The following is a 13,135-nucleotide window of genomic DNA, read 5'->3' on the forward strand; positions in this document are numbered from 1 at the left end:
ACAAACATTGACAACGCTTATTAACGAGTTGAGAACCCGAAATTAATTCAGCATGAAAATTAAGTTAATGTTTTCCATTTTATCAGCATTTCTCCTATTTGGGTGTGGGCAAAAACCAGCTGAGTTAACACCAGACGAAGCCAAAGAAATTGCCAAGGAAGCTTATATCTATGGTTTTCCGTTAGTTCTCAATTACAAAACGATGTATAGTTATACCATTGATAAAAACTCAACTGAATTTAAAGGGGATTTTAATCATTTGGGATGCGCAGCTAGAGTATATACTCCTGAAGACAAGGCAGTTATTACGCCAAATTCAGATACGCCTTATTGTATGGGATGGATAGATTTGAGAGACGAACCAGTGGTATTTACGATTCCAGAGATTGAGAAGGAACGCTTTTACCAAGTACAACTCGTTGACATTTACACTCATAATTTTGCCTATATCAGTACCGTAGCAAAGGGGAATGTTCCCGGTAAATACCTAATAGCAGGACCTGAATGGAAGGGAGAAGTTCCTCAAGGTATTACAGAAGTTCTTCCTTGTGAAACTCAATTTCTTCTTGCCATTGCTCGCACACAAGTCTTTAATCCAGACGATCTTGATAAGGTTAGAAATATTCAAGAAGGCTACATAATTGAACCGCTAAGCACTTTCTTAGGAACGAAAGCACCAGCTTCCGCAGCGACTTTAGATTTCCCTGAGTGGAAGGATGGAACGGAGTTTAGTGCAGGGCTATTCCCCTATTTTGACTTTGTGTTGACCTTGGTTAAGACACCAAAAGAAGAGCAAGACCTAATGAAAAGGTTTGCAAAGATTGGATTGAATGACAAAGGCGATTTTGACATTAACAACTTCTCTCCAGAGATACAGGAGGCATTGGAAGAAGGCGCTCAAGAGGGTCTTGCAGCCATGAAAGAATTTGCTGGTAAGATAGTTAGTGATCCCTTAGCAAGCGGGAAAATATTTGGCACCAGAGCATTTTTAAACAAGAGTGCAAAAGATAATTACGACTTGGACGAGTTGTTTATCCCTCGTGCAGTTGGCGCACTCATGGGTATTTATGGAAATTCAGGAGCGGAGGCTATTTACCCTACCTATTTGGTGGATGCAGAGGATATTCCTTTAGACGCATCAAAAAGCAACTATACCATCACATTTAAAAAAGGGGAGTTTCCACCGGTACAAGCATTTTGGTCGCTTACAATGTATGATGGAAAAACGCAACTACTGATAGATAATCCTTTAGATCGATACCTTCTTAATTCTCCTATGTTGGCTCAATTTGTACTTAACGAAGATGGCTCTCTGACTTTTTATATTCAAAAAGAGTCACCAGGTGCAGACTTAGAATCAAACTGGCTACCTGCTCCTGATGGTCCTTTTTATACCACGATGAGACTTTACGGCCCTAAAGAAGAAGTACTAGAAGGAGCATGGATAAGTCCACCAATGATAAAAAGCAACAGATGAGGTGAAACTCAAAATCACTTCGACCTATTCTTCTATTTCTTATTGAAAGCGTACAAACAATAAACCAAACGAAATGAAAAAGCAGCACTTTATCCTCATCCTTTCAATATTCTTGGTTGGGATGGCAAAGGCACAAGTTGATACAACTCAACCAGACAACACCACAGTTCAAGAGCCTAAAAGTCAAAATAATAACCAAGGCACAAAAAGAGCGTCAAGCGATTTTAAAATTTATGGCGGATTATCGGTTAGTACAATAATCTTATCTGGCTCAGATGCAGAGGCCGCTTTTTCGTCGGGTTATGCGCTTGGAGCTTCTTACAGAAAAGGGAAATATTCCTACTGGGAAATTGGGGCGAATTACAACGGGTCGGTTGTTGGATTTGAAGATGCCTTGAGGACCGATAAAACGCTAGAGTTTAGACAACTTAACTTCCCTGTGACGGTTGGGCTCAATATCCTGGGGGGGACGGGCCGTGTGCTGGGTGTTCGGGCCTTTGGTGGGGTCGTTCCAGGAGTCATAACTGAAGTTCTCTCCAATCCTTTCCAACTTTCAAAAAATGACTTTAATGAATTTCAAATGGGAGGGAGACTGGGTGTCGGTGTAGATGTACTATTCCTCTTTGTTGAGATGGATTACACCTACGGTTTTTTGGATATGCTCCAGGATCAAGGCTCTAACTTAAGTCAAGTGAATTTTCTGGTGGGGTTTAGGTTTTAAAACAGAGAAAAATTGAGTCAAACTAAACTCAACCTCAAAATATGAATATGATGAAAAAGGTAGCGCCGATACTACTACTTGCTGTTTCAATATTTGGAACATTGAGTGCTCAGGAATCTAAGGAAGAATTAGCAGAAGCTGCTGCAAACCCGTTAGCAGATTTAATAAGCCTCCCGTTTCAGAATAATCTGAATATGAATTATGGAGAATTCGACCGTAATGTAAATGTCTTAAACATTCAACCAGTTGTTCCTCTTGCAGGTGGAAAAATAATTACCCGGACAATTTTCCCTATTGTCAGCATACCGGACTTTGGCAATGAAAGTGGAAACCTCTCTTCAGGCTTAGCAGATATTGTGTTTACCGCATTTTACGTTCCCGAAAGTAAGGGTTTAATGTGGGGTTTCGGCCCTGTTGTGGAATTACCAACTGGAGGAGACATACGCGGCACCCAAAAATGGAGTGCCGGGCCATCGCTTGTGGTTTTGGTGCAACCTGGCGATTGGACGCTAGGAGGACTAATAAATAATACTTGGTCATTTGCCGGAAACTCAGATCGCGGTGATGTGAATCATATGCTCTTAAATTTATTTGTAGTTCGTCAATTGGGTGGAGGCTGGTATGTAAACAGTGCACCCATCATTACCGCAGATTGGACGGTTGACGCTGATGATCGATGGATAGTTCCATTGGGAGCCGGTGGCGGAAAAGTTGTTATGCTTGGTGGAAAGCTACCCTTGAATCTGCAGAGCCAGTTGTACTACAACGTGGTTCGTCCAGATTTTGGACCAAAGTGGCAATGGCGCGTGCAAGCGCAATTTCTGCTACCTACAAGCCTTTTTTCTAAAAAATCCAACGACTAAAAACCACATTGATGAAAACAATAAAATACAGCTTGATTTTGATTGTGATATTGGCATCATTAATAGCCTGCAATAACACAGAAGAGAATCAGCAAAAAAGCAGTTTAAAGAATCTGACAGGGGAAGTTTTACCCTTCCCCGAACCACCATCAGCGAGTACTACAGGTAAAACACTTGCCGATTCAAAACATAAGTGGCGTACCGCTGAGAATCATCTACCTGCAGATGCCCCGAACATTGTCATTTTCATGACCGATGATGCGGGATTCTCCAATCCCGAGACATTTGGTGGTCCTGTTCATATGCCAACGATGGACCGTTTGGCTAAATCAGGAATTAGCTACAATGCATTTCATACCACTGCCATGTGTTCTCCTACAAGGGCATCACTGTTGACAGGACGCAACCATCATCGGGTGGGTGCGGGTCAGATTGCTGAACTGGCTTCAGACTGGGATGGCTATGTCGGGAAAATACCGAAGTCTACGGCAACCTTTGCTACAGTGCTCAATGCATATGGTTACAACACGGCTGCCTTTGGAAAATGGCACAACACACCAATTACTGATATTACCAAACTCGGGCCATTCGATCGCTACCCAACAGGATTAGGGTTTGATTATTTCTATGGCTTTTTGGCTGGAGAAACCTCACAATACGAACCTGTGTTGTTTGAAAACACAAATCCCATCCAGGCGCCACACGACTCAAAATATCACTTGACCGAAGACTTGGCGGAAAAAGCCATTCAGTGGATTAGAACCAGTAAAACATTAAATCCTGATAAACCATTTCTTGTGTATTTCACACCAGGTGCGGTTCATGGCCCTCACCATATTTTCAAGGAATGGGCAGATAAATATGACGGGAAATTTGACGAAGGCTGGGAAGCATTACGAACCATGACTTTTGCAAAACAAAAGGAATTGGGATGGATTCCTCAAGATGCTGTACTCAACCCATTGGCTTCAACCCAGCAAAAATGGGACGATATTCCGACCTCACAGCGCGAATTTCAATCTCGTTTGATGGAAATTTATGCAGGGTTTTTAGAACACACTGATGTGCAGTATGGCAAGATTGTAGATGAACTCGAACGTCAGGGACAACTTGAAAACACCCTGATTATCTACATTAACTCAGACAACGGGCCTTCCTCTGAAGGTATGAACGGAACCATCTCTGAACTTTTGGCTCAGAATTCAATGCCATCAACCATTGAAGAACACATTGAAGTACTCAATAAAGACTACGGTGGAATGGATGCCTTGGGTGGACCGAAGCTCGACATCATGTATCACCACGGTTGGGCCTATACCGGTTCATCACCATTTCAAGGGACCAAACTGGTGGCAGCACATTTAGGAGGAACACGAACACCGATGGTTATTTCATGGCCTGCAAAAATTAAACATGATGAAACACCGCGGTCACAGTTTCATCATGTGAATGATATTGCGGCTACCCTATTTGACATTTTGGACATCACTCCTCCTAAGATGGTAAATGGCATAGAGCAACAGCCATTGGATGGCGTATCGATGGCTTACACTTTTGATCAGCCTGAAGCAAAATCAACTAAGAAAACGCAATATTTTGAAATCCTCGGTAGTCGAGGTGTATATCATGAGGGTTGGTTTGCAGGTACACCCGGTCCAAAACCACCATGGTCTACAGATCCAACAGGGATAATTAATTGGGAACCTGAAAAAGAAGTTTGGGAACTCTATAATTTAGAAGAAGACTATGCGCAATCAAATAATATAGCTTCAGACAATCCAGAAAAATTAGCTGATTTGAAAGATATTTTCGACAAAGAAGCTACTGATAATTTGGTCTACCCAATTGGTGCATCCATGTATACGGTGTTCTTTCATCCGGAGGAACTGCCTTCATCTCCACTAAAAGAATGGTCTTTTTATGAAGGTCAAAACCGAATTCCTGAAGCCATGGCGCCAAAGTTCCTAAGTGGACGCTCAACCTTGGCAGTTATTGATGCAGAAATTAATGAAGGTGCAGAAGGGGTGCTTTTTGCTGTAGGTGGTATCTCATCAGGATTTACTGTGTACATAGATCAGGGCGTTTTAAAAGCCGAATACAATGCTATGACCTTGAATCGCTACAAGATTCGTTCTAAATCAGCCATTCCAACCGGTAAGGTAAAAATAGAAGTAGAAACCAAGTATGATTCTGAGGAACGAATGGCTCCTGCCACCATTACTTTAAAAGTCAATGGTAAAGAAGTTGGGCAAGGGCGAATAGAACGATCTGTACCAAGTATTCACACCGCATCTGAAACCTTTGATGTTGGCGCGGATTTGGGATCACCTGTAGCGCTGGATTACTTTGATAGAGCACCATTTAGGTTTAACGGTAAGATCGAGAAGATAAATATTAAATATATTGATTAGGGCCGCAACTGTCGCAGCTTTGGCGGTTTTAGAAGAATAATTAAACTATCATAAGATGAAAAGAAGTATTAGTGCAATACTGTTAGTCGTGATTTTTGCAGGATGTCAGCAAGAGGCAGCAGTTGAAGAAAAAACGAGCGTTCAAACGTACAAGATGACCACCGAAATACCCATTGGTATTTTGACTCCTGATAAGGTAGAAACAAGTATTGGTACATTGGAGTATTTCGATGGCGTTCCTTCAAAAGAAACATCGAAAAATGTATACGACTATTTGGACCGAATGCGCGGTGTGGATGCCTTTATGAAAGGCATTCCCGGTGCTTCGGTGAGAGGTTTAATACTTGGGTTAGAAGAAGTAGGAGTAGATGATTACAACAAAGTAGGCATCACAAAAACTTTGTTAGATTCAAAATCGCTTCTCCTAACGGCAAACACCTCTACCATCTATGTGACTCCTTATATAAATGTTGGGAAAAGCGGCCCCATAGTTATGGAAACTCCTCCGGGCATGTTGGGTGCTTTTAACGATGCATGGTTTCGGTATATAGCCGATATCGGACCTTTTGGAGAAGACAAAGGTAAAGGCGGCAACTATTTGATACTACCCCCGGGGTATGAGGGTGAAGTTCCGGAAGGTTACTTTGTCATTCAGTCCCCGACCAACAGAGTCTTTGTTTTCACAAGAACATCCATTGCAAATGGCATAGAAAAAGCCGTAAAGATGATTGGTGAAAACCTAAAAATATATCCATTGGCTGAAAAAGACAATGCTAAAAAAATGGAGTTGGTAGACATTTCTGGTGTAGACTTCAATACGGTACACACCAACGACTTTTCATTCTATGAGCATTTAGCAGAATGGATTAATGAGGAGCATGTTGATATGCTGGATAATCAAACAAAAGGCCTCTTTGCCTCCCTCGGTATTGAAAAAGGAAAGCCTTTTGCACCTGATGTACGAATGAAAAAGATCCTTACTGAAGCTGTTGCCATAGGAAATGCTGCAGCCCGCTCCATTACCTACTATCCACGTACCGATATGAATTTGGAGGGTGTTGAAATTTATCCCGATTCAGAAAGTTCCTGGATCATGGCTTTTGCCAACAAGAACGTGTTCTTCACTACTGAAACCGGAGGCTATAATACCGATGCATTGGATATGTTCCACTATAACTATACGGCCGTTACTCCGGCTATGGCTGTTACTATGGAAGGAGCAGGATCTGATTACGCCATTGCATTTCTGGAAAGAGATAAAAATCCCTTCGATGGCGCAAAAGAATACAAATTGCATATCCCGGCCAATGTACCGGTTAATGATTTTTGGGCGGTAACGATATATGATACTCAAACCCGTTCATTGCTGCAAACCGATCAGCAATTTCCAACAGTGGGTAGTCTAACGGAAGGATTTAAACAAAATGAAGATGGTTCTTTCGATGTCTTCTTCTCACCAAACCCTAGACCAGGTCAGGAAAATAATTGGTTACAAACCATTCCGGGAAAAAGTTTTATAGTCATCCTTCGTGTATATGGCCCCTTAAAGCCATGGATTGAAAAAACATGGAGACCAGGTGAAGTTGAATTGGTGAAATAGAAAAAGTGAAAAGCCATTCATTAATTGCAGATAATGGATCATTCGAGCACAGATACTATTGCCTTCTAAAACGGTTTTTTGGGGTAGGAAAATAGTTGTGTTGTGAACTTTAAGTCATTTGTATGGATTGTTCTTTTTAGCATAGGTTTAAAGCCAACAGTCAATGCTCAAGACACTCTAGGCGGCATCGTTACTGATCAAATCTGGTTGGATTATAAAGTATCCTACCCGCTTTCAAAAAAGGTGAATTTTCACGGTGACTTTGGGGCAAGAACCATTTTTCCGAATGAGTGGTACAGATATGTTATCAGACCTTCCATTAGCTATAAACTACCTAAACGGTTTCTTCCGAATTTGTACCACAATTCACAATTAACAGGTGGTGTGGGTTTTTTCTATACACACAATTTATCAGAATCTAATCGTTTGAAGATTCGGCCTTTCCAAGGGATTAAGGTAACATGGCCTGATCGTCCGAAAATCAATATTTGGCATTATGTAAGGCTGGAAGAGCGTTTTGATATAGAAACAACAAATTGGAAAAACACGTTTGGACTTAGACTTCGCTACCAGGCAGAAATGGTACTCTTTTTAAAAGGCGAATGGCTTAGTTTTAACGACGGTGTTTACATTCCTGTTGGTCTTGAACTTTTCTGGAATCTTATAGGAGTGAAACAGTTTAATGATGCTGTTAGAATTACTCCGGGTATTGGCAAGGAATTTTCTCCATCATGGAAAGGTGAATTTGGTCTTGGGTATTTTTATACTCGAAATACTGTTGAAGACGTATTTGGTACAAATGATATTGTTTTTAGATTAAGAGTTTTTCATACCTTTTTGAAACTGTAATTTTATTTTACAATGCCCCCTGAAATGGTTCTTTCGATATCTATTTCTCCCCAAACCCTACTCCGGGTAATGAAAACAATTGGTTATGAACCATTCCAGGAAAGAGTTTTTTAGTGATCATACGAGTCGATGGCCCATTAAAACCATGGATAGACAAGACATGGAGACTTGGTGTGATTCCTTTGATAGTAGAATAAAAAAGAAACGAAACGCCAACAATGGGTAAAATGCATAAGCTCCTGAAGTCGCTTACGACATCTTACCCGAGCCGTTGTAGCACATTAGAAAAACCGAATGGGAATATTTAACAAAAAGAAGAAGTGGGGAAATTTTAATGGGAACATTAATATCTATGACGACCTCAAATCTTCCGATATCCCCAAATTAATTCAGGAAAAAGACATTCATTCCCTCCAGTTTTTTGAATTCAAAAACCCAAGTAAAAAGACTTGGGACGTATTAAATTCATTTTATAAAGAATACCCTAATATCGGACTGAGAATTGTTTGGTATGACCAAATGAATTTCGATTTCTATTCCCAATTGCCCGCATTACGGAATATTGATATTTCTTCATTTCACACTTCTGACTATACACCACTATTACAAAATAAACTGCTGACTGACTTAGGTATAGGGGAAACTAAATCCAGGGCAGTTGACTTGAGTTTTATTAGTGAGTTCAAAGATTTAACGACACTTTGGATAGACGGAATGAAGAAAGGACTTGAGAATGCATCCAAGCTCGAGAAACTTGAACGTCTTACTTTTCGTGGCGTTAAAATGAATAATCTTGACTTAATCAACAATCTTGAAAAGCTAAGACAATTAAGGTTGCTTTTTGGAAGCTACAAGAATTTGGACGCAATCTCGAATGTAAAAAGTATTAGAACACTTGAAATAAGCAGAACTAGGCAAATTCCTAACTACGATTTTTTAAAGTCTATGGAGAATCTAAATTCACTGTACTTTGAAGGGATGTCTAAAATGGAGAAGTTACCTGACTTATCAGGATTGATAAACTTGAAAAGAATTCAGATAGACAACAATAGTCGATTAATAGACATAACTAACCTTAATCAACTTCAAAATCTGGAGACTTTTCTGTTGTTTTTCCCCGAGAACTTTAAGGCTGCTTATCGCAAGGACTTATTTAAACAAGCGATTGACTTTCTTCTAGAATCTGAGACTGTTAAATACACAAACCTATTCTTTTGGCTTGATGATGACATTAAAAAGCAGCTTGAAGAAAAAGGCATTAAAAAATGGGATTATGGAATGGATATTTAAAATAAAAACGTGCTACAACACGGTATATAGCAAATAGGGCGTGCAGTGGTTTAGGAAAGTTCAGAGCTATTAACAAACACCGCCAAATCGTTGATTTGGCTTTTAAAATGAAAAAGATAAAAACAAAATACAACGATTTGGCTCAGTACAAACTTGAAAGTTTATCGCTTTCTACTGCCCTACTTGCCATATACTAAACGTTGGCATTAATTAGATGAAAGGACTAGCAATCATATTTATTCTATCCATTTGCAATGGATGCTCAGATAGTCAGACTCTCGAGGGGTCATATTGCTCTTCGACTGACAGCTACACTCATTGCTATTCTTTCCGAGCAGATAAAACTTTTGATTTTTATTACCGCACACGATTGGGTGTAATGGACGGCTATGGTGAATATGAAGTATCTAAAGACACACTTCACCTGAATTTCATTGAGAAAAAACAGAAACTCAGAGGACGGAATAAGGTAAATTATAGCTCACCTCATTCGGCCGATTCTGTTGAACTAAAAATAAAAGTCATTGATGAACATCGAGAACCAGGTATGTTTGTCAATTATATTGTAAGAGCCTTACATAGTTCAGATTCTACAGAAATTCTTACTGGTGGCTCCACAGATTTTTTCGGCCATTCGACCATTAGGCTGCCAAGAAAAAAATTAAAAGGAAGTATTCAATTTATTTACGCCCAGACCGAAACAATCGAAGTTGAAATAGATCTTGCAAAAAGTGCTCAACTTGAAGTAATGACTCATCCAAAATTCTCTTTGAGCATTATCGATCAAACTTGGCAAATGAACATAGCCGAAATTAATGATTCTTCATTGTTTCTTGACACTCGGGCTGTATTAAAGAAGCAATCAAAACCACAAAAGTTCTTTCTGATTAGTGAATCTAACTACATATTGGAACGAAGTCGATTGCCCGCAGATAAATACTTTACTAAAGACACAGTTGAAATCGACCTTTTTACAAATATAATTGGGCCTAATCAGATTGAATTAAAATACGGGGAAAACTACCTTCTTTATCTAGATGAAAATGACTTGAAGTTTTTAATAGAGGCGTCTGGTAATGACAAGGAGAATGAGCAATTCCTAGACAACCTACTCAATCAGGAAAACAATTCCATTGCAACCATGAAATACGATTACTGGTTAGACGAATATCTCTCTACACTGTTTAGTCTAGGTAAGTTGAGAATTTATGACAAGCGCAAGGAAGGTTTTATATCACGAACATTCTCTACTGTGAAGGAATATGGCTCCATGATCGATAGAGAGTATACTTCTCCAAGTGGTGAATCATTATTTTACGAGAACTTGATGATTACTTACTCTATACCAATGTTAAGGGAGAATAAACCTGAAAAAGAATAAGAACTAATGCCAACAAAACCTAAGAAAACATAGCCTCCGGCATACGTTTCTTAGCTTAGGCGTTGGGTGTAATAAAGAACAGGACGAATGAAGATTAAATTTAAACCATCAAATACCGATTTTTTTAAAGAGCTAAATGAAAAAGTTCAAGGCTTGGTAACTTCTGAAGTTCTCTCTAAAAATCAAAGATTAATGAAGGTGAAATTCTTTTTCTACTTCACATTATACCTTTTCTTTTTCGGACTGTTATTTCTTGACGGGATATCGAATAATTTTCTTTTACTGATTATTACTTATTCTATGTTTGGATTATCAGGCATTTTATTGGCTTTTAACTCTTCGCACGATGCGGTACACAATACATTATTCAAGAGTAAAAATCAGAATAAAGTAGCTCATTATTTAATTTTCAATCTTCAAGGCGTAAATGCTACCCTGTGGAAAACAAGACATCTCTCTTCACATCACATCTTTCCAAATGTAGATGGTTGTGATGCAGATATTGACAACAATCCTTTCATAAGACTTTCAAAAACTCATGACCGAAAATGGAATCATAGGTTTCAACATCTCTATGCGCCTTTTGTCTACTGCGCTTATACATTACACTGGATTTTAGTGAAAGACTTTATCTACTTGTCAAAAAAAGAGGTAGCTAATATGAAAAACCTATCATACTCTTGGCTCTTCATATTGGAAGTTATCGTTCTTAAAGCTCTCTACTTCTCGTTTATACTTTTAATTCCGTGCTACTTTTCTGATTTATCCTTCGCTAATTGGATTATTGCGTTTTTAATTATGCACTCATTTATATCGCTATTTTTCGTTTTAACTCTGATCATTTCTCATCTTACTACCGAGACTAGTTTTCCAACGCCCGATCTTAATGGTGTATTACCGACTTGTTATCACGAACATCAGTTATCTGTTTCTTTAGATTACCATCCTACAAGTAGATTAGCTAACTGGATTTTTGGTGGCTTCAATTCACACGCTGCACATCATTTATTTCCTAAGCTACCACATACGATGTACACTTTTATAACTCCGGTTATTCAAGAAACCGCAATTAAATTCTCTTTGCCTTACAATCAATTGACAATTATGAAAGCAGTAAAGTCTCACTTTGAATATTTAAAAGACCTAGGAAAACAATAAATACTACACCCAACATCACCTATACGCAATGCCCTGCGGGACACTGCGCATAGCCAAACCGTTGTGTGTAACTAAATAATGGGAAAGAGAAGAGATCTAAACGGGTTGCCCAACTCCCTCGAACAACGTTATTTTTCGACCCTATTTTGGTGGGACAAGGCCTACATGGCCGACTGGATTTGGAATGCTGCTATACAGAAAGGTGTAACCGATATTGAAATTGATATTTTACAAGGCAACGTTGACCCAAAAGAATTAGAAATAAAGCCAATTGTTGCTCAATTTTCGAAGCTTCGCGAAACCATTACGAGGACTTTGGACAGCAACAACTTCCCGACAGACTTCATCGTTGATGCAAAGTTCAAAATCTACATATCACAGAAGCATAAAACTTTGCGATTGCTGTCATGCCAAGCGTCAGTGACAGACAGAGAAGGAAACTTATATGAAGGCAAAATTTATACGGAGAAAGCCTATGGGACACCATTCAAAGTTTTTCCTGTTTCGCTTATTGACAGAATTAAAGGACTCATCAAAAAATGAAAAATGCAGCTTTCAAAAACGTATGACTAATGACGGATAAATTGACTTTTGAAAATTGGTGGGCTGATTTCAGCCATAAATTCCGCAATGATAAAGACGGTGGTCTCGACATGCTCGACCGTCTCAAATCGGAAGTTTGGTCATTTAACGCGTACAAACAAGAAGCCTTCATTGATGAGTTGCTGAAAAGAAAAAACCTTTTATTCTTCGCTTGTGAACTCATTCCCTTATTTGGGAACCAGAGGCAAATAGCGGAGATTAAAATGAGAGCAAAAAATCTTATCGAACGTGGACGATTCGAAGAGATTTTACCAGAATATTTGAAAGTCATTATCAAAAACTTCGAACCAGCCGACATTCAATTGTTAACCACGTATTACTTAAACTATCAAGAGACTCTTCAATTCAGAATTCCTTCGGAATTATTTGAAATTGACCAGAAGCTGTTTTTAATGGCTTTCGACAGGTATTTAAGGGACTACTCCGTTGAGAGTCTATGCGAGTATGATGGACTTCTGTACTTAACAGACAACCCAAATGCAATTGAATTTCTCATCTCTTATTTGCCGCTTGAACTTTCTTCAAAGATGAAGAGCTTTGCGAAAAAGAAATCGAAGCATTCAATTGTGGTACGGGACAAGGAATTATCAGAAAGATTGATGAAATTAGGACAGTAAAAAAAGAAAGGCTACACACAACATTGAGTAAAATGCATAAGCTCCTATCGTCGCTTACGACATCTTACTCTGAGCGTTGGCAAGCATTATAAAATGAAAAGAGCAATTCTAGTAACGGCGCTTCTAATTGTGAATCTCACATTGCTTGGTCAGATTGATGAAACC

Annotated in this window: 11 protein-coding genes; all 11 read left to right on the forward strand. The window is 39.2% G+C overall.

Going from position 1 to position 13,135, the window contains the following annotated elements; translation table 11 throughout:
• Positions 1 to 52 precede the first annotated feature (52 nt).
• The 11 genes from O3Q51_16205 (at position 53) to O3Q51_16255 (ending at position 12,970) form a co-directional block, all read left to right on the forward strand.
• The gene (locus tag O3Q51_16205) at positions 53 to 1,477 is read left to right on the forward strand and encodes a DUF1254 domain-containing protein (protein ID MCZ4410360.1); all 1,425 of its coding nucleotides are present in this window, start codon (positions 53 to 55) and stop codon (positions 1,475 to 1,477) included.
• 73 nt (positions 1,478 to 1,550) lie between these two features.
• Complete coding sequence (locus O3Q51_16210; protein ID MCZ4410361.1) at positions 1,551 to 2,198, forward strand: outer membrane beta-barrel protein; 648 nt, start codon at positions 1,551 to 1,553, stop codon at positions 2,196 to 2,198.
• Positions 2,199 to 2,248: 50 nt separating this feature from the next.
• Complete coding sequence (locus O3Q51_16215) at positions 2,249 to 3,061, forward strand: hypothetical protein (protein MCZ4410362.1); 813 nt, start codon at positions 2,249 to 2,251, stop codon at positions 3,059 to 3,061.
• A gap of 11 nt (positions 3,062 to 3,072) precedes the next feature.
• Positions 3,073 to 5,472, forward strand: a complete 2,400-nt coding sequence (locus tag O3Q51_16220) for an arylsulfatase (protein MCZ4410363.1) — start codon at positions 3,073 to 3,075, stop codon at positions 5,470 to 5,472.
• Positions 5,473 to 5,527: 55 nt separating this feature from the next.
• Positions 5,528 to 7,072: a DUF1254 domain-containing protein gene (locus O3Q51_16225; GenBank protein MCZ4410364.1), complete on the forward strand. Its 1,545-nt coding sequence runs from the start codon at positions 5,528 to 5,530 to the stop codon at positions 7,070 to 7,072.
• A 102-nt stretch (positions 7,073 to 7,174) separates the two neighbouring features.
• Entirely contained in the window at positions 7,175 to 7,921 is a 747-nt protein-coding gene (locus tag O3Q51_16230; protein ID MCZ4410365.1) for a DUF2490 domain-containing protein, read from the forward strand.
• Between the two features lie 294 nt (positions 7,922 to 8,215).
• Entirely contained in the window at positions 8,216 to 9,211 is a 996-nt protein-coding gene (locus O3Q51_16235; GenBank protein MCZ4410366.1) for a hypothetical protein, read from the forward strand.
• Positions 9,212 to 9,590: 379 nt separating this feature from the next.
• Entirely contained in the window at positions 9,591 to 10,592 is a 1,002-nt protein-coding gene (locus O3Q51_16240; GenBank protein ID MCZ4410367.1) for a hypothetical protein, read from the forward strand.
• Between the two features lie 87 nt (positions 10,593 to 10,679).
• Entirely contained in the window at positions 10,680 to 11,750 is a 1,071-nt protein-coding gene (locus O3Q51_16245) for an acyl-CoA desaturase (GenBank protein MCZ4410368.1), read from the forward strand.
• A gap of 78 nt (positions 11,751 to 11,828) precedes the next feature.
• Positions 11,829 to 12,293, forward strand: coding sequence for a hypothetical protein (locus O3Q51_16250; protein ID MCZ4410369.1), 465 nt, complete (start codon positions 11,829 to 11,831; stop codon positions 12,291 to 12,293).
• A gap of 29 nt (positions 12,294 to 12,322) precedes the next feature.
• Positions 12,323 to 12,970: a hypothetical protein gene (locus tag O3Q51_16255; protein MCZ4410370.1), complete on the forward strand. Its 648-nt coding sequence runs from the start codon at positions 12,323 to 12,325 to the stop codon at positions 12,968 to 12,970.
• Positions 12,971 to 13,135: the final 165 nt, after the last annotated feature.

Source organism: Cryomorphaceae bacterium 1068 (assembly GCA_027214385.1).
Lineage (GTDB): Bacteria > Bacteroidota > Bacteroidia > Flavobacteriales_D > Cryomorphaceae > JAKVAV01.